Origin of the sequence: Streptomyces sp. NPDC088725, assembly GCF_044751305.1 — a bacterium.
Taxonomy (GTDB): domain Bacteria; phylum Actinomycetota; class Actinomycetes; order Streptomycetales; family Streptomycetaceae; genus Streptomyces.
On record NZ_JBIVLO010000014.1, the window covers coordinates 91,765 to 108,167 of the forward strand.

The window sequence follows — 16,403 nt, forward strand, 5'->3', positions numbered from 1 at the left end:
GCGCGCAGGAAGGGCCCGGCGAACAGGCAGGAGCGGCAGCAGGGGGCCGCTAAGGTTGTCCGCCGGACAATGCCTTCGGCCCCCTACAGACCCCACGCACGCACAGGAGGCAACCGATGCGCACGACGCGCGGCGATGTCGTCTCGGCCGCCCTTCAGGTCCTCGACGAGAAAGGCCTGCCGGGCCTCACCATGCGCGCCGTGGCCGAACGGCTCGGCGTGCAGCACAACACCGTGCGCTGGCACGCCGCGAGCAAGAGCAGGCTGCTCGAACTGGCCTCGGACGAACTCCTCGCCCACTGCGCCGACGAACCACTGCCCGACGAGTGGCGGGAGCGGCTGCGCGTCCTCAGCCACCGTTGCCGCTCCGCTCTCCTGTCGCACCGCGACGGAGCCCGGATGGTCGCCGGCGTCTTCACCGCCGAACCGCACACCATGCGCTACACCGACACCGTCCTCGCCACCCTGCTGCGGGCCGGATTCTCCAAACGCACCGCGGCACGGGCGCACTGGACGGTCTTCTATCTGACGCTGGGCCTCGCCCAGGAGCAGCAGGCCATCCAGGACGACCCGCGCGCGCTCGACCCCGGAGAGATCTCGGCCACGGACTATCCGGCCGTGACCGCGGTCCTGCCGTACATCGGCTCCGACGACTTCGACGAACGCTTCGACTTCGCCCTCGACCTGCTTCTGGAAGCGCTCGGGAACCGGCGGACCGCGCCGTAGCCTCTCCCCCTCCGGCACAACCCCGCCGCCCCTCCCACTCACCGCCCGAACCGCCCGAACCCGCTTGAGGAGCCCGCCCGCGCGATGGCCAGCACCGACACCGCCTCCATAGGCAGCGCACCGATCGACATCACCTCCATAGGCAACCTGTGGGACCGCGTCTTCGGCACCCAGCCCGCCCCCGCCGCCTGGCTGGTCGTCGTGACAGCGGTCGTCGCGCTCGCCCTCGTCGTACCGCACCGCGCCTGGCGCGTCTCGCGCAACGCGATCACCATCGCCCACGAGGGCGGCCACGGACTCGTCGCGCTGGTCAGCGGGCGCCGGCTGGACGGCATCCGGCTCCACTCCGACACCTCAGGACTGACGGTGAGCCGCGGCAAACCGGCCGGCCCCGGCATGATCCTGACCGCGGCCGCGGGCTACACGGCCCCGCCGCTGCTCGGACTCGGCGGCGCGTGGCTGCTCTCCGCCCACCACATCACGCTGCTGCTCTGGCTGGCGACCTTCCTGCTGCTGGCGCTGCTGGTGATGATCCGCAACGCGTACGGCGTGCTCACCGTGGTCCTCGCGGGCGCCGCGTTCCTGCTCGTCTCCTGGCTGACGGAGCCCGCCGTCCAGTCGGCGTTCGCTTACACGGCCGTCTGGTTCCTGCTGTTCGGGGGCGTGCGGCCGGCGTTCGAGCTCCAGTCCAAGCGCCGGCACGGCGGGGCGGGGAACTCCGACGCCGACCAGCTGGCGCGGCTCACCCGCGTGCCGGCGCTGATGTGGTTCGTGCTGTTCCACGCGGTCGCGCTCTGCTCACTCATCGGCGGCGGCCGCTGGCTGCTCGGCCTGTAGGACGCGCCCTCCAGGGAGCCGCCCGGGTCCGCCACTGTCAAGCTCCCGTTACGTCCTGGTTTCACAGCATTTACTCCGGATCCGGGCCGAGCCCGAGCAACTAAAGTGAGCACCATGACCGAAAGCTCCGTGCAGCCCGCCCTCTGGCCCGCCCCCTACGCGAGCGGGGCCGTCGAAGCGACAGTCTCCGTGCCGGGATCGAAATCGGTCACCAACCGTGGCCTGGTCCTCGCCGCGCTCGCCGCCGAGCCCGGCTGGCTGCGCAGGCCGCTGCGGTCCCGCGACACCCTGCTGATGGCGGACGCGCTGCGCGCGATGGGCGTGGGTATCGACGAGACGGTGTCGTCCAGCTCCGGCGCGACGGGTCCCGACGGCGCGGGCGGCGCGGGCGAGGCCTGGCGGATCATCCCGACGGGCCTGCACGGCCCCGCGACGATCGATGTCGGCAACGCCGGCACGGTGATGCGCTTCCTGCCGCCCGTCGCCGCGCTCGCCGACGGACCCGTCCACTTCGACGGCGACCCCCGTTCGTACGAGCGTCCCCTGCACGGCGTCATCGACGCGCTGCGCGTCCTCGGCGCCCGGATCGACGACGAGAACCGCGGCGCGCTCCCGCTGACCGTGCACGGCGGCGGTGCGCTGGACGGCGGCCCGGTGGAGATCGACGCGTCCGCGTCCTCCCAGTTCGTCTCCGCGCTGCTGCTCTCGGGCCCGCGCTTCAATCAGGGCGTGGAAGTACGGCACGTGGGCTCGGCCCTTCCCTCCCTGCCGCACATCCGGATGACCGTCGACATGCTGCGCGCGGTCGGCGCGCAGGTGGACGAGCCGGAGACCGGCGGCGAGCCGAATGTCTGGCGGGTCTCCCCCAGCGCGGTACTCGGCCGTGACCTGACCGTCGAGCCCGATCTCTCCAACGCCCAGCCGTTCCTCGCCGCCGCGCTGGTCACCGGCGGCCGGGTGACGATCCCCGACTGGCCGGAGCGGACCACACAGCCGGGGGACGCGCTGCGCCAGATCTTCACCGAGATGGGTGGTTCCTGCGCGTTCACGACGACCGGCGAGACCACCGGCCTCACCTTCACCGGTTCCGGGCGCGTCCACGGCATCGACATCGATCTGAGCGAGGTCGGGGAGCTGACCCCCGGCATCGCGGCGGTCGCCGCCCTCGCCGACTCGCCGTCCACCCTGCGCGGCGTCGCCCACCTGCGCCTGCACGAGACGGACCGGCTGGCCGCGCTCACCAAGGAGATCAACGAACTCGGCGGCGATGTCACCGAGACCCCGGACGGGCTGCACATCCGACCGCGTCCGCTGCACGGCGGCGTGTTCCACACGTACGACGACCACCGCATGGCCACCGCCGGAGCGATCATCGGCCTGGTGGTCGACGGGGTGGAGATCGAGAACGTGGGGACGACCGCGAAAACCCTGCCCGACTTCCCGCTGATGTGGGCCGGAATGCTCGCGGGTGCGGGAGTCTGACGCGATGCGCCGCTACGGCAAGAACCCCGACGAGGACGACATCCGCTCGCGCCCGAACCCCAAGGGCAACCGGCCTCGCACGAACATCCGCCCGAAGCACGAGGACGCCTCGGAGGGCATGGTCCTGACCGTCGACCGCGGCCGGCTCACCTGCCTCGTCGACGACCGGGTGGTCCTCGCGATGAAGGCCCGCGAGCTGGGACGCAAGGCGGCCGTGGTGGGCGACCGGGTCAGCCTGGTGGGTGATCTGTCGGGCAAGAAGGACACGCTGGCGCGCATCATCCGGATCGAGAAGCGCAGCTCCGTACTGCGGCGCACGGCGGACGACGACGACCCGTTCGAGCGGGTCGTCGTCGCCAACGCCGACCAGCTCGCCGTGGTCACCGCGCTCGCCGACCCCGAGCCGCGCTCCCGGCTGATCGACCGCTGCCTGGTCGCCGCGTTCGACGCGGGGCTCGAACCGCTGCTCGTCCTGACCAAGTCCGACCTGGCCTCGCCCGACGAGCTGCTGGAGGTCTACCGCACGCTCGGCATCCGCTACGTCGTCACCCGGCGCGACGAGCTGGCCACCGGCGAGGCGGCCGACCGCGTACGCGAATACCTCGACGGCCGGGTCACCGCGTTCGTCGGCCACTCGGGCGTCGGCAAGACGACCCTGGTCAACGCCCTCGTACCGGACGACAGGCAGCGCGTCACCGGCCTCGTCAACGCGGTGACCGGCCGCGGCAGGCACACCACCACTTCCGCGCTCGCGCTGCCGCTGGCCAAGGCAGAGGGCTGGGTCATCGACACCCCGGGCATCCGGTCCTTCGGGCTGCACCACGTCGACCCGTCGCGGGTCATCCTCGCCTTCCCCGACCTGGTGCCGGGCACGGAGGGCTGCCCGCGCGCGTGCAGCCACGACGAACCGGACTGCGCTCTCGACGCCTGGGTGGCGGACGGACACGCGGATCCGGCGCGGCTCTACTCGCTGCGGCGGCTGCTCGCCACCCGCGAGAGACGCGAGGGCGACTGACGCTCCTCCGTTTGGCCTGCGACGACTGCGGTAAGTGCATAATCACACCGAGCGGGAGCGAGACAGCGCAGTCACCGACGCGGGAGGCTTGACCATGGCGTGGCTGCTGGTGGTGGTGGCGGGAATCCTGGAGACGGGCTTCGCCGTCTGCCTCAAGCTCTCCCACGGCTTCACCCGGATCTGGCCGACGATCGCCTTCGCCAGCTTCGCGCTCGGCAGCTTCGGCCTGCTGACACTCTCCCTGAGGAAGCTCGACGTCGGTCCCGCGTACGCGGTGTGGACGGGCATCGGGGCGGCGGGCACCGCGATCTACGGCATGGTCTTTCTGGGCGACGTGGTCTCCGTGCTCAAGCTCGTCTCGATCACGCTCGTGATCGCCGGGGTCATCGGCCTCCAGCTCTCGGGCTCCGCGCACTGAGGCGCCTCACGCACCGCGCCGCGGTACGGACCGGCCCGCGGACCACGTAGCCCGCGCCTCGGAGCTGTGGATACTGTGACGCCCATGTCCGACTTCCACGATGACCTCCGTCTCGCCCATGTCCTCGCGGACGCAGCCGACGCCGCGACGATGGACCGGTTCAAGGCCCTCGACCTCAAGGTCGAGACCAAACCGGACATGACCCCGGTGAGTGAGGCCGACAAAGCGGCCGAGGAACTGATCCGTGGCAGCCTCCAGCGGGCCCGGCCGCGCGACGCGATCCTCGGCGAGGAGTACGGCATCGAGGGCACGGGCCCGCGCCGCTGGGTCATCGACCCCATCGACGGCACCAAGAACTACGTACGCGGCGTGCCGGTCTGGGCGACGCTGATCTCCCTCATGGTCGCGGGCGAGGGCGGTTACGAGCCGGTCGTGGGCGTGGTCTCCGCGCCCGCGCTGAACCGGCGCTGGTGGGCCGCGAAGGGCGGGGGCGCCTACACCGGCCGCAGCCTCTCCTCGGCGACCCGGCTGCACGTCTCGAAGGTCTCGCGCATCCAGGACGCGTCGTTCGCGTACTCCTCACTGACCGGCTGGGAGGAGCAGGGGCGGCTCGACGGCTTCCTCGACCTGTCCAGGGCGGTCTGGCGCACGCGCGCCTACGGCGACTTCTGGCCGTACATGATGGTCGCCGAGGGATCCGTGGACATGTGCGCGGAGCCCGAGCTGTCGCTGTGGGACATGGCGGCCACCGCGATCGTCGTCCAGGAGGCGGGCGGCAGCTTCACCGGCCTCGACGGCCGCACAGGCCCGCACAGCGGTAACGCGGCCGCGTCCAATGGGGTGCTGCACGAGGAACTGCTCGGCTATCTGAACCAGCGCTACTGACCGGCGCCACTGACACCCGGGAAGCGACCTGCGGCCGCGTGGGCCGCAGAGCTGCCGGCCGGGGCGGCGCGACGGCCGTGCTGCGTACGGAGCCGGCCGGATTCGAACCGGCGTCCTCGTGGTTTTGGAGACCACGCGCGACGACCTCTGCGCTACAGCTCCGCCCGCCGGTCAGCATAGACCAGGTCATTGCTCAGCGTTCATGCCCATGTCAGATCGAGCGGGTCGACAAGTCAGCACAGAGATGCGACATGTCCCTCAAAATGACCTCTTGTTAACCCCGCGCCACCCTGCCACCCTGAGAGTCCCCCCACTTGTGAACTTGTGAATCGTTTTCCTGTTCACTCAGTCACTCGTTCACACACCCGGTGGGGGCAGCTCCCCAGGAGGTGGCTCCAACCATGCTTGTACGTGACGCGATGAGCTCCGTGGTACTCACCATCGGGCCCGCGCATACCCTCCGCCAGGCGGCCGGGCTGATGTCGGCCCGCCGCATCGGCGCGGCCGTCGTCCTCGACCCCGACGGCTGCGGCATCGGCATCCTCACCGAGCGCGACATCCTGAACTCCGTCGGGGTGGGCCAGAACCCGGACGCCGAGACCGCCGCCGCCCACACCACGACCGACGTCGTCTTCGCCGCACCGTCCTGGACGCTTCAGGAGGCCGCGGAGGCCATGTCCGGCGGCGGCTTCCGGCATCTGATCGTGCTCGACGAACACGGTCCCGTCGGCATCGTCTCGGTACGCGACATCATCCGGTGCTGGGCCCCGGCCAGGCGCGAGGCCGGAGTCCTGACCGGCTGACCCGGGTCCGGGGACGGCGAAAGGGGCCGGATCACGAAGGACCCGGCCCCTGCCGTCCCGGCGGGAGAAAACGTCAGCCGCGAAGGGCCTGGACCGCGGCCTCGAGACGCTTGCCGAAGTCACCGTCGGCCTGGCGGAAGTTGTTCACCGCGCGCTCGGCGATGTCGTCACGCGACACCTTCGAGATGAACTGCGCGAGGTTGTCGACGAGGCGGCTCTTCTCGTCGTCCGACATCTGCCGGTAGAGGTTGCCGGCCTGCACGAAGTCGTTGTCCTCGGCGTGCTGCGGCGCCTCGTGGTTGCCGGTGGCACCGGAGACCGGAACCGACTGCCACAGCGGCTTGTCCGTCTGGAACGGGCCGCCGAAGCTGTTCGGCTCGTAGTTCTTGGTGCCCTTGTGGCGGCCGTCGTACAGGAAGCCGTCACGGCTGTTCGTCCGCGCCTCGGTGGCGTGCGGACGGTTCACCGGCAGGTGGTCGGCGTTGATGCCGACGCGGTAGCGGTGGGCGTCGCCGTACGCGAACAGACGGCCCTGGAGCATCTTGTCCGGCGAGGGACCGATGCCCGGCACGAAGTGGGCCGGCGAGAAGATGGACTGCTCGACCTCGGCGAAGATGTTCTCCGGGTTGCGGTTCAGTTCGAGCTTGCCGATCTCGATCGGCGGGTAGTCCGCGTGCGGCCAGACCTTGGTCAGATCGAACGGGTTGAAGCGGTACGTGGCCGCGTCGGCCGCCGGCATCACCTGGATCTGAACGGTCCAGGACGGGAAGTCGCCCCGCTCGATGGCCTCGCGCAGGTCGCGCTGGTGGCTGTCCGGGTCCATACCGGAGAGCTTGTTGGCCTCGTCGGTGGTGAGGTTCTTGATGCCCTGGTCGGTCTTGAAGTGGTACTTGACCCAGAAGACCTCGCCGGCCTCGTTGTTCCACTGGTACGTGTGCGAGCCGTACCCGTTCATGTGGCGCAGCGTCGCCGGGATGCCGCGGTCACCGAACAGCCAGGTCACCTGGTGGGTGGACTCGGGCGACAGACCCCAGAAGTCCCAGACGTTGTCCGCCTCCTGCGAGCCCGTGTACGGGTCGCGCTTCTGGGTGTGGATGAAGTCCGGGAACTTGATGGCGTCCTTGATGAAGAACACCGGGGTGTTGTTCCCGACGAGGTCGTAGTTGCCTTCCTCGGTGTAGAACTTCAGCGCGAAGCCGCGGGGATCACGCACCGCGTCGGCCGAACCGAGGTTGCCCGCGACGGTCGAGAAGCGCAGGAACGTCTCGGTCTGCTTGCCGACCTCGGAGAGGAACTTGGCGCGCGTCCACTCGGAGACGTCACGGGTCAGCGTGAAGGTGCCGTACGCACCGGCGCCGCGCGCGTGCACGATGCGCTCCGGGATGCGCTCGCGGTTGAAGTGCGCGAGCTTCTCCAGCAGCGCCTGGTCCTGGACCAGCACAGGACCGCCGACACCCGCGGTCTCACTGTTCTGGTTGTCGGCTACCGGCGCCCCGGCCTCCGTAGTGAGCGGTCCCTGCGTCACGTGCGCCTCCTGCGTCATTCCTGCGACTTCTGTCCCTTGGCGTATGCCATGGTCGATCCTACGATGGACTTAGTCCAAGTCAAGCAAACATCCAAAGTCACACACGTTCGGGACTTAAGTCCCCTCCACTGTTAGGCTGACCCGCATGAGTGACCTGTTGGAACGACTTCGCGAACGCGGCTGGCGCATGACTGCCCAGCGGCGCGTTGTGGCCGAGGTCCTCGACGGGGATCACGTGCATCTCACAGCCGACGAGGTGCATGCGAGAGCGGTGACCAGACTGCCGGAGATCTCCCGGGCCACGGTGTACAACACCCTGGGCGAGATGGTCACGCTCGGCGAGATCCTTGAGGTGTCGACGGACCGGCGCGCCAAGCGCTACGACCCGAACGCGCACCGCCCGCACCACCACTTGGTCTGCGCGCAGTGCGGCACGATCAGGGACGTGCACCCGACGGGCGACCCGCTGGCCGAGCTTCCGGACACGGAGCGCTTCGGCTTCGCGATCTCGAACGTCGAGGTGACGTATCGCGGTACGTGCCCGAACTGCGCGGCGGCGTAGCTCCCGTACGTGAACGCGGCTCCCTTACGCGAATGACGGAGAGGCCCCGGCGCGTGCCGGGGCCTTTGTCATGTGCGGGCGGGGACCTTCGTCCTTCGCGACGGTCCTCGACGGCCTTCACCGCCACCTTCACGACGAAAACACCGGAGGCCCGGATCTCTTCCGAGATCCGGGCCTCCGGTTCAAGTAGCGGGGACAGGATTTGAACCTGCGACCTCTGGGTTATGAGCCCAGCGAGCTACCGAGCTGCTCCACCCCGCGCCGCTGAACGCAACATTACGTCGCGCCGTCGACCAGCGCAAATCACTGTGCGCGACTTCCCTTCCCCCATCAGGCGGTCAGTTCCTGGTGCAGCGCCTCGCGCAGCCGCGCGGCACGCTCCGACACCTCGGAGGGTCCCAGCTCCACGGCGCGCGCGCACCAGCGCTGACCCTCGCTCAGCTCACCCCTGCGGGCCGCGAGCAGCGCGAGGCGCAGTGCGGCGCGACCGTGTCCCGCCTGGGCCGCTCTGGTCCACCACAGGGCCGCCTCGCGCTCGCCGCCCTCGCGGGCCAGCAGCAGCCCGAGGTTGAAGGCGCCGTTGCGGCTGCCCGCCTCCGCCGCCTCGCGGTACCAGTGCGCGGCTTCGGCGATGTCACCGCGGCCCGCCGCGAGCATGCCGACGCGCACCTGCGCCCGGCGGTGCCCCTGCTCGGCGGCGCGCTCGTACCACTGCTCGCACTCGGTCTTCTCTGTGTACGTCTCCCCGAGCACGGGCAGTCCTGGCGGCGGTTCGCGTGAGTCGAGCACCGTGGCCAGACGGAAGGCGCCCTCGGCGCTGCCGCCGCCCGCCGCGCACCGCAGATGGCGCTCGGCGGACTGCTCGTCACCGTCCCTGAGGTAGGCGATGCCCACCTGGAGGGCCGCTTCCGTATGTCCGGCGGCGGCGGCCCGCTCGTACCAGCGCAGGGCCGCGCGGTCGCTGCCGCGGCCCGCGTACAGGATGCCGAGGTTGAACGCGGCGTCCACGCTGCCCGCTTCCGCCGCCTTGGAGAACCAGGGCTCGGCTCCCGTCGCGTCGTCGGCCTGGAGGAGCAGCACGGCGAGCGCGTTGGCCGCCTCGCGGTGACCCGCGTAGGCGGCGCGGCGGTACCACTGCTCGGCCTGGACCGTTCGGTCCTGGGCGGCGCAGAGCAGCCCGAGGTTGTACGCGCCGTTGACGTCGCCCGCGTCCATGGCCGCGCGGTACCACCGCTCCGCGGTCTGCTGCTCGCCGTGCGCGGCGTGCAGCGCGCCGAGGGCGTTGGCCGCGTTGCCGTCGCCGTCCTGCGCGGCGCGCAGCCACCAGATGGCGGCGCTCTCCTCGTCGCCCGCGTCACGCAGCAGGAAGCCGAGGGCGCACGCGGCCCGGGTCTCGCCTTCTTTGGCGGACGTCAGATACCAGCGGCCCGCCTCTTTCAGCTCGCCGCGCTTCTCCAGGATCGCGCCGAGGTTCAGCGCGGCCCGGCGGTGACCGCGCGCGGCGGCCTGCCGGTACCACTGCGTGGCCTCGGTCATCAGCTCGGGCCCCTTCGGGTCCGCGCCCGAGGGGTCCGTTTCGAGGGCTCTGCGCTCCAGTGCGCGCGCGAGGCGGTACGACGCCTCACGGTGGCCCTGCTCGGCGGCGGCGCGCAGCCAGCGCTCCGCGCCGACGTCACTGCGGTGTTCGAGCAGATCGGCGAGCGCGTAGGCGCCGAGGGCATGCCCCTGCTCGGCGGACTGGCGCAGCCAGTACTCCGCGGCCGGCTCGTCGCCCAGCTCACGGTGGTGGCGGCCCAGCGCGTGTGCGGCGGCGGCGGAGCCCGCGACGGCGGCGACACGCCACCAGCCCGCCGCCTCGTCGGGATATCCGCGCTGATGGAGCAGGACGCCCAGATTGTTGGCGGCCGCGCGGTCGCCCTCCGAGGTCGCGGCGCGCAGGTAGTTCTCCGCGCCGTCGAGGTCTCCGCGGCGGAGCAGCAGGGCGCCGAGCACGCTCATGGACGCGGTGTCGCCGGCATCGGCGGCGCGCCGGTGGCGCGCCTCTTCCTCGGCGTCCGCGGTGCTCTCGGCGTTCGCTGCGTAGCGCTGCACAAACCGCCCTGTCTCCAACAGAGTTGCCCTATCCCCCATAAACACCCATCGTCGCATCACCTGCTACCCACGTACACCGGGTATACAGCAGTCAGTAAGGTCACTTCAGCGTTTTGTCGACATGCCCACAGCGTGACAAGTCAAACACGCTCCGGACCAACTCGGCCCACCGGAAACGCACTTCGCTCCAGACACACACCAAGGGCCCGGATCCTGTGAGGATCCGGGCCCTTGAATGAGAGTAGCGGGGACAGGATTTGAACCTGCGACCTCTGGGTTATGAGCCCAGCGAGCTACCGAGCTGCTCCACCCCGCGCCGTTGTGTGCCAACCGTACCACGGCGCGGGATCAAGCTTCTCAGCTGTTCTTCCCCCCGCTGCTGCCGCCCGCCGGCTTCGACGACTGGGCGTCAGCCGCGCGCTCCAGGGCCTCCTGGAGCGCGTCCTGCGCCTTGCCGTACGCCGTCCAGTCCTGCTTCTCCAGCGCCGCCTGACCGTCGTCGTACGCCTTCTGGGCGTCGGCGATGGCCTCCTTCAGCGCCGTGCCACCGGTGGCCGGGGGATTCGTGGTGTCGCCGGGCGGCTGTGTCGTGGCCGGCGGCTGAGCGCCTTCCTCGCCGAACACCGCGTTGAGCGCCTCGGTCAGGCTCGCCTCGAAGACGGTCTTGCCTCCGTAGGAAGCGGCAACCATCTTGAGCAACGGGTAGTTGGCGCTGCCGCCGCGCGCGTAGACCGGCTCGATGTAGAGGAAACCTCCGTCGACCGGGATCGTCAGCAGGTTGCCGTACTCGATGTCCGAGTCGGTACCGCGCAGGTTCCTGACGAACTCGGCGACCTTGTCGACACCGTTCAGCTCACTCTGCACCTGCTGGGGGCCCTGCACCGTGGACGTCACTCTGAGGACTCTGATCTTGCCGAAGTCCGGACTGGTCGCATCGGCGTCGACCGCCATGAACGCCCCTAGGCTGGGGCGCCCGTTGGGCGTGAACGTCGTCGTGAGCGAGAACTTCTGCCCGGTCTGCCCCGGCATCTTGAGGCTCAGGTAGTACGGCGGAACCGCGTTCGAGTTCCGGTTGGTCGGATCGTCCGGCACCTGCCAGGCGTCACTGCCGCTGTAGAACTGCGCGGCGTCGGTGACGTGGTAGCGGGTGAGCAGTTCGCGCTGCACCTTGAACATGTCCTGCGGGTACCGCAGATGGGCCAGCAGCTCCGGCTTGATGTCGGTCTTCGCCTTCACCGTGCCGGGGAACGCCTTCATCCAGGTCTTGAGCACCGGGTCCTTGGTGTCCCACTGGTACAGGCTGACCGTGCCGTCGTAGGCGTCGACCGTGGCCTTCACCGAGTTGCGTATGTAGTTGACCTGGTTCTGCTGGGCGACGACGGCCCGCTGCTGGCTGGTCAGCGAGTCGGTCGTGGTGTCGCCGAGCGTCGTACGGGACGCGTACGGGTAGCCGTTGCTCGTCGTGTAGGCGTCGACGATCCACTGGATGCGGCCGTCGACCACGGCGGGATAGGCGTCGCCGTCGATGGTCAGCCAGGGAGCGACAGCCTCGACGCGCTCCTTGGGCGTGCGGTTGTAGAGAATCCGCGACCCGTCCCCGACAGCGCCGGAGTAGAGCATCTGGGGCTCGTTGAACGTCACGGCGTAGGCCGCGCGGTTCAGCGGACTGGAGAGATCGACTCCGCCCTTGCCCTGGTAGCTGGTGGTCCTGGTCTTCTCGCCGTTCTTCTCGTAGTCCAGCTCCTTCTGGGGGCCGCCCACGATCGAGTACTGCTCGGTCTTCTCGCCGTAGTAGACGCGCTGCTCGTACGTGCCGAACCCGCCGGAGGTGGGCAGTCCCGACTCGGTGAAGTCCGGGGCGCCGACCGTGCCGTCGTTCTCGTCGGTGACGGTGCCCGTGCCCTTGGAGGCGATGACACCGAACCCGTGGGTGTACGTGAAGTGGTCGTTGATCCAGTTGCGCTTCGGGATACCCGTGATGTTCAGCTCGCGCAGCCCGACGACCGTGTCCTGGAGCTTGCCGTCCGGGGTCTTGTACCGGTCGACGTCCAGCGTGGCGGGGAACTGGTAGTACTTGCGCTCCTGCTGGAGCTGCTGGAAGGCGGGCGAGACGACGTTCGGGTCGACCAGCCGGTAGCTGGCGGCGGAGTCGGCCGCCTTGCGCTGCTCGGCCCTCTTGTCCGGGGCGCCCTTGCCGGAATAGTTCGTCACGTCCGCGTCATCGATGCCGTACGCCGTGCGCGTGGCGTCGATGTTCTTCTTGATGTACGGCGCTTCCTTGGCCTGCTCGTTCGGCTGGACCTGGAACTTCTGCACGATCGCCGGGTAGAGCCCGCCGATCAGGATCGCCGAGAGCACCATCAGACCGAAGCCGATCACCGGCAGCTGCCACGTACGCCGCCAGAGCGTCGCGAAGAAGAGCACGGCGCAGATGATCGCGATACAGAACAGGATCGTCTTCGCCGGCAGGTACGCGTTGGCGTCGACGTACCGCAGGCCGGTCCAGTTGCCCGCCGCCTTGAAGTCACTGGACTTCACGGCGAGGCCGTACCGGTCCAGCCAGTACGCCACGGCCTTGAGTGCCACGAAGAAGCCGAGCAGCACCGAGAGATGGCCGGTGGCCGCGCCCGTTGCCCGCGCGCCCGGGCTGGTGACCCGCAGTCCGCCGTACAGGTAGTGGGTGAGCGCCGCGGCGATCAGACACAGCACGGCGGCCGCGAAGCCGAAGCCCAGCAGGAAGCGGTACCACGGCAGATCGAACGCGTAGAACGACACGTCCTTGTGGAACTGGGGGTCCTTCTGCCCGAAGGGCACCCCGTTCACCCACATCAGCCACGTACGCCACTGACTCGCGGCGGAGGCACCCGCGATCAGCCCGACCAGCGCGGTGATCGAGAGCAGCACCCACTTCTTGAACGGGGCGATGCCCATCCGGTAACGATCGAGGTTCTGCTGCTCCATCGACATCGCGCTGAGCGGCGGCCTGAGCCGGTGTGCCAGCCAGATATTCAGTCCGACCAGGAGGGCCATCAGCAGTCCGAAGACCCCGAACAGACCGATCTTGGTCAGGAGCGTGGTGGTGAACACCGATGAGTAATCAACGGAGCGGTACCAGAGCCAGTCGGTCCAGAACCCCGAGAACATGACGAACGCCATGGCCAGCACGGCCAACACGCCCAACGTCATGAGCAGAGTCCGAGCACGTCTGGAAGGCCGGCCCACTCTCATCCGTGGCCCGGTCGGGCCTGAGCCGCGGTCCGGCATCTGGAAAGCCAACGTGCGCACCTCTAATAAGTTCGCGGTCGTGTGATTTCAGCGTGTCAAAGGGGGCCCCGCGATCGTAGGGCCCATCCATGTCAACTTACTGAGGCTTTACCTAGTTCCCGTCCCGGGGTCCGAAGGAGGCAGGATATTGACCATGTCCAACGTTTCTCCCTCAGGTACACCCATGGCCGCGAGCCCGCTCACCCGCGCGGTGCTCGAAATCGACGAGTACGTGTCGGGGCTCGGCTGGGATCAGCCGGCCCGCCTCTTCGCCCTCGTCGACACGGCGCGGCTGCGCACCGACGAACCGGAACTCGCGGCCCAACTGGGCCTCGACGACGGTGAGGCGACCGCACCGCTGACCCCCATCGAACAGGACGAGATCCCCAACGGGACCCCGCTGGACGAATTCCTCGCCACCATCGCCTGGCCGGCGGCGGTGGCCGGCTGCGCGCTGGCGGTGGAGCGGCTTATGCTGCCGCCCTCCGCGGAGGCGTCCGTACCGGAAGGTCTCGACGAGGCCGGACTCGCCGAGTGGGTCGCCGCCCACCCGGACCGGCAGGAGGTGCGGATGACGGTGGCCGTACTGCGGGACGGCGCGCGGGAGTCGGCGCTGCGGCTGCGCGAGAAGGACACGGCGACCGACGTACTCACAGGCGCCGACCTGGTCCCGGGGCTCGCGGAGGCTCTTTCCGCGACGTTCGAGGGCTGATCGGGCGCTGACCGCCTCACCGCGTCAGCGTGGGACGGCGCAACCGCCCTGATCTTTCCGCGCGTTGGGGAACGCGGCCGGTCAGCCTGCCGAACAGCTCGGCAGACCGGCCGTGTGCCCCGTCCGGATCTCGTCCAGCGACTTCTTCGCGTCGGCGATGGTCTTCACCTTGACCAGCGTGAGGCCGGCCGGGGTGTCCGCGGCCGCCGCCGCGCAGTTCTCGTCGGGGGTGAGGAAGTAACGGGCGCCCGCGTTGCGCGCGCCGATCAGCTTCAGGTCGATGCCACCGATGGGACCGACCGCGCCCTTGTCGTCGATCGTCCCCGTCCCGGCGACGAACTTTCCGCCCGTGAGCGATCCGGGCGTGAGCTTGTCGACAATGCCGAGCGAGAACATCAGCCCGGCGCTCGGTCCGCCGACATCGGCGAGCTTGATGTCGACCGTGAACGGGAAGGTGTGGTCCGTCCCCGCCTGGATACCGACGACCGCCCGGGGCCTGCCGTTGTCCGCGGAGTTCTGCGTGGTGACGGTGACCTGCTCGGTGCCCTGCGGCTCCTTGTGGGCCTTCTCCGCCGCGGCCGCCGCCTTGGCCGGGACGATGGTGAAGACGACCTTCTCGCCGGGCTTGTGCCTGGTCACGAGCTTCGCGACGTCCGCCGGCGCCTTGACCGGCGTCCCGTCCACGTCCTTGATGACGTCTCCGGCATGCAGCTTGCCCTCGGACGGACTCTTCTTCAGTACGGAGGAGACGATGATCCGCGAGGTGACCGGAATGTTCAGCTCCTTCAGGGCCGCGACCTTGGCGCTCTCCTGGGACTGGCTGAACTCCTCGGCGTTCTCCTGGGTCGACTGCTCTTCCGTCGTGCCGTCCGGATACAGGGTGTCGTGCGGCACCACGACGTAGTCGTGGGCCAGCCAGCCGTAGACCGCCTCGACGACGTTCATCCGGTAGTTCGCACCGGTGACCCGGACCGTCGTCATGTTGAGATGCCCCGAGGTCGGGTACGTCTTGTGCCCCGAGACCCGCAGTACCGGTTCGCCGCCCGCGTCACCGAGGGTGTTCACCGTCGGCCCGGGGCTCATCTCCGCGTACGGCACCTTGATGAGCACTCCCGCACAGAGCAGCGCGATGAGGGCGAGGGTGGCAGCGAGCATCGTCGCGGTGCGGCGTGGCATGGAACGACAGTACGGGAAGGGTCCCTGAGTGCACCGCTGGGGCCGGTCCGTACGGGGACTGCGGCGGGGGGGGAGCGGCACCGGGGGGCGGCGCGGAGGCGGGGACTCTACGACGCGTCACACAGCGTCGGAATCGGACCCGCCGGCTTTGTCCATCGCGTCACGGAAGCGCGCGTAGCCGTTCAGCTCGGCTATGTCCCCGGTGGTTCGGGTTCTGGACGCCCAGCTTCCCCATATCGTCGCGCAGACAGCCGCGAAGAGCGGGATCAGCAACCAGGCAAGTGCGGCCATCTCGGACCTCCGGAAACCCCCATGAACGTCTGTAACAGACCGATCCGCGGACGAAACATCCACTGAGACATCCGCTGAGACAACGCTGCTCGCAGCGATCCGGTTACGCAAATCGGGCCGTACGGACGCTTCGCGGGTTTCAGCCCGCCCCAACCCATTCTTCCGTTCCGTCCGAGAATGTCTGATGCTTCCAGATCGGGACCTCGCTCTTGAGATCGTCGATCAGCCGCCTGCACGCCTCGAACGCCTCGCCCCGGTGCGGGCAGGAGACCGCGACGACCACGGCCAGATCACCGACCGCCAGATCGCCCACCCGGTGGACGGCGGCCAGGGCCCGCACCGGGTAGTCGGCGACGACCTTCTCCGCGACGCGCCGCAGCTCGTCCACGGCCGACGGATGGGCGGAATAACCGAGCAGATCGACGGCCGCGCCTCCGTCGTGGTCGCGCACCGTGCCGACGAACAGCACGGTGCCGCCTGCGGCATCGTCACCGACCGCGCCGAAGACCTCGTCCACGGAGAGCGGGGTGTCTCGGATCGCGAGCAGCCGGATCGGGTCCCGATCCGGCTGCTCACCCGGGTGGTCGTTCACACGCGCCATACCCTCCATCGTGCCG

General features: G+C 69.4%; 14 protein-coding genes and 3 tRNA genes. 9 read left to right on the top strand and 8 right to left on the bottom strand.

Annotated features, from left to right (window positions below):
• Positions 1 to 116 precede the first annotated feature (116 nt).
• The 6 genes from ACIP6N_RS27845 to hisN all read left to right on the top strand — a co-directional run bounded on the left by ACIP6N_RS27845 (position 117) and on the right by hisN (position 5,362).
• The gene (locus tag ACIP6N_RS27845) at positions 117 to 725 is read left to right on the top strand and encodes a TetR/AcrR family transcriptional regulator C-terminal domain-containing protein (RefSeq protein WP_401820064.1); all 609 of its coding nucleotides are present in this window, start codon (positions 117 to 119) and stop codon (positions 723 to 725) included.
• An 84-nt stretch (positions 726 to 809) separates the two neighbouring features.
• Positions 810 to 1,562, top strand: coding sequence for a M50 family metallopeptidase (locus ACIP6N_RS27850; RefSeq protein WP_401820065.1), 753 nt, complete (start codon positions 810 to 812; stop codon positions 1,560 to 1,562).
• A 114-nt stretch (positions 1,563 to 1,676) separates the two neighbouring features.
• Positions 1,677 to 3,044 carry a 3-phosphoshikimate 1-carboxyvinyltransferase gene (gene aroA, locus ACIP6N_RS27855; RefSeq protein ID WP_401820067.1) on the top strand — a complete coding sequence of 456 codons (1,368 nt, stop codon included), beginning with the start codon at positions 1,677 to 1,679 and terminating at the stop codon, positions 3,042 to 3,044.
• A gap of 4 nt (positions 3,045 to 3,048) precedes the next feature.
• On the top strand, positions 3,049 to 4,059 hold the full coding sequence (gene rsgA / locus ACIP6N_RS27860; protein WP_401820149.1) for a ribosome small subunit-dependent GTPase A: 1,011 nt from the start codon (positions 3,049 to 3,051) through the stop codon (positions 4,057 to 4,059).
• A gap of 94 nt (positions 4,060 to 4,153) precedes the next feature.
• On the top strand, positions 4,154 to 4,477 hold the full coding sequence (locus ACIP6N_RS27865) for a DMT family transporter (RefSeq protein ID WP_401820069.1): 324 nt from the start codon (positions 4,154 to 4,156) through the stop codon (positions 4,475 to 4,477).
• Positions 4,478 to 4,561: 84 nt separating this feature from the next.
• Complete coding sequence (hisN, locus tag ACIP6N_RS27870; protein ID WP_401820070.1) at positions 4,562 to 5,362, top strand: histidinol-phosphatase; 801 nt, start codon at positions 4,562 to 4,564, stop codon at positions 5,360 to 5,362.
• 87 nt (positions 5,363 to 5,449) lie between these two features.
• Here the strand turns inward: hisN and ACIP6N_RS27875 are convergent.
• A tRNA-Trp gene (locus ACIP6N_RS27875) sits at positions 5,450 to 5,524 on the bottom strand.
• A 239-nt stretch (positions 5,525 to 5,763) separates the two neighbouring features.
• Here ACIP6N_RS27875 and ACIP6N_RS27880 point away from each other — a divergent pair.
• Positions 5,764 to 6,165 carry a cyclic nucleotide-binding/CBS domain-containing protein gene (locus ACIP6N_RS27880; RefSeq protein WP_401820071.1) on the top strand — a complete coding sequence of 134 codons (402 nt, stop codon included), beginning with the start codon at positions 5,764 to 5,766 and terminating at the stop codon, positions 6,163 to 6,165.
• A gap of 73 nt (positions 6,166 to 6,238) precedes the next feature.
• Here ACIP6N_RS27880 and ACIP6N_RS27885 read toward each other — a convergent pair whose 3' ends face one another.
• Positions 6,239 to 7,708 carry a catalase gene (locus ACIP6N_RS27885; RefSeq protein WP_401820072.1) on the bottom strand — a complete coding sequence of 490 codons (1,470 nt, stop codon included), beginning with the start codon at positions 7,706 to 7,708 and terminating at the stop codon, positions 6,239 to 6,241.
• Positions 7,709 to 7,835: 127 nt separating this feature from the next.
• Here ACIP6N_RS27885 and ACIP6N_RS27890 point away from each other — a divergent pair, with 127 nt between their 5' ends.
• Positions 7,836 to 8,252: a Fur family transcriptional regulator gene (locus tag ACIP6N_RS27890; RefSeq protein ID WP_401820073.1), complete on the top strand. Its 417-nt coding sequence runs from the start codon at positions 7,836 to 7,838 to the stop codon at positions 8,250 to 8,252.
• Between the two features lie 187 nt (positions 8,253 to 8,439).
• On the opposite strand, the gene ACIP6N_RS27895 is transcribed toward ACIP6N_RS27890, so the two are convergent.
• The 4 genes from ACIP6N_RS27895 to ACIP6N_RS27910 all read right to left on the bottom strand — a co-directional run bounded on the left by ACIP6N_RS27895 (position 8,440) and on the right by ACIP6N_RS27910 (position 13,607).
• A tRNA-Met gene (locus ACIP6N_RS27895) sits at positions 8,440 to 8,513 on the bottom strand.
• A 69-nt stretch (positions 8,514 to 8,582) separates the two neighbouring features.
• On the bottom strand, positions 8,583 to 10,382 hold the full coding sequence (locus tag ACIP6N_RS27900) for a tetratricopeptide repeat protein (protein ID WP_401820075.1): 1,800 nt from the start codon (positions 10,380 to 10,382) through the stop codon (positions 8,583 to 8,585).
• Positions 10,383 to 10,585: 203 nt separating this feature from the next.
• Positions 10,586 to 10,659 (bottom strand) — tRNA-Met (locus tag ACIP6N_RS27905).
• Positions 10,660 to 10,700: 41 nt separating this feature from the next.
• Positions 10,701 to 13,607 (bottom strand): UPF0182 family protein, encoded by a 2,907-nt coding sequence (locus ACIP6N_RS27910; RefSeq protein ID WP_401820152.1) that lies wholly within the window; start codon positions 13,605 to 13,607, stop codon positions 10,701 to 10,703.
• A gap of 154 nt (positions 13,608 to 13,761) precedes the next feature.
• On the opposite strand from ACIP6N_RS27910, the gene ACIP6N_RS27915 reads away from it, so the two are divergent.
• Complete coding sequence (locus tag ACIP6N_RS27915; RefSeq protein ID WP_401820076.1) at positions 13,762 to 14,319, top strand: PPA1309 family protein; 558 nt, start codon at positions 13,762 to 13,764, stop codon at positions 14,317 to 14,319.
• A gap of 81 nt (positions 14,320 to 14,400) precedes the next feature.
• Here ACIP6N_RS27915 and ACIP6N_RS27920 read toward each other — a convergent pair whose 3' ends face one another.
• Together ACIP6N_RS27920 and ACIP6N_RS27925 are read right to left on the bottom strand one after the other, a co-directional pair.
• A complete protein-coding gene (locus ACIP6N_RS27920; protein ID WP_401820077.1) occupies positions 14,401 to 15,495 on the bottom strand; it encodes a PDZ domain-containing protein in 1,095 nt (364 codons plus the stop codon).
• A 430-nt stretch (positions 15,496 to 15,925) separates the two neighbouring features.
• Complete coding sequence (locus ACIP6N_RS27925; RefSeq protein WP_401820153.1) at positions 15,926 to 16,387, bottom strand: molybdenum cofactor biosynthesis protein MoaE; 462 nt, start codon at positions 16,385 to 16,387, stop codon at positions 15,926 to 15,928.
• Positions 16,388 to 16,403: the final 16 nt, after the last annotated feature.

Bases quoted from the DNA above. Each gene is read 5' to 3' on its own strand.
- ACIP6N_RS27845 (WP_401820064.1), top strand. From the start codon at position 117: ATGCGCACGACGCGCGGCGATGTCGTCTCGGCCGCCCTTCAGGTCCTC.
- ACIP6N_RS27915 (WP_401820076.1), top strand. From the start codon at position 13,762: ATGTCCAACGTTTCTCCCTCAGGTACACCCATGGCCGCGAGCCCGCTC.
- aroA (WP_401820067.1), top strand. From the start codon at position 1,677: ATGACCGAAAGCTCCGTGCAGCCCGCCCTCTGGCCCGCCCCCTACGCG.
- ACIP6N_RS27910 (WP_401820152.1), bottom strand. From the start codon at position 13,607: ATGCCGGACCGCGGCTCAGGCCCGACCGGGCCACGGATGAGAGTGGGC.
- ACIP6N_RS27880 (WP_401820071.1), top strand. From the start codon at position 5,764: ATGCTTGTACGTGACGCGATGAGCTCCGTGGTACTCACCATCGGGCCC.
- ACIP6N_RS27885 (WP_401820072.1), bottom strand. From the start codon at position 7,708: ATGACGCAGGAGGCGCACGTGACGCAGGGACCGCTCACTACGGAGGCC.
- ACIP6N_RS27865 (WP_401820069.1), top strand. From the start codon at position 4,154: ATGGCGTGGCTGCTGGTGGTGGTGGCGGGAATCCTGGAGACGGGCTTC.
- ACIP6N_RS27900 (WP_401820075.1), bottom strand. From the start codon at position 10,382: ATGGGGGATAGGGCAACTCTGTTGGAGACAGGGCGGTTTGTGCAGCGC.
- rsgA (WP_401820149.1), top strand. From the start codon at position 3,049: ATGCGCCGCTACGGCAAGAACCCCGACGAGGACGACATCCGCTCGCGC.
- hisN (WP_401820070.1), top strand. From the start codon at position 4,562: ATGTCCGACTTCCACGATGACCTCCGTCTCGCCCATGTCCTCGCGGAC.
- ACIP6N_RS27920 (WP_401820077.1), bottom strand. From the start codon at position 15,495: ATGCCACGCCGCACCGCGACGATGCTCGCTGCCACCCTCGCCCTCATC.
- ACIP6N_RS27925 (WP_401820153.1), bottom strand. From the start codon at position 16,387: ATGGCGCGTGTGAACGACCACCCGGGTGAGCAGCCGGATCGGGACCCG.
- ACIP6N_RS27890 (WP_401820073.1), top strand. From the start codon at position 7,836: ATGAGTGACCTGTTGGAACGACTTCGCGAACGCGGCTGGCGCATGACT.
- ACIP6N_RS27850 (WP_401820065.1), top strand. From the start codon at position 810: ATGGCCAGCACCGACACCGCCTCCATAGGCAGCGCACCGATCGACATC.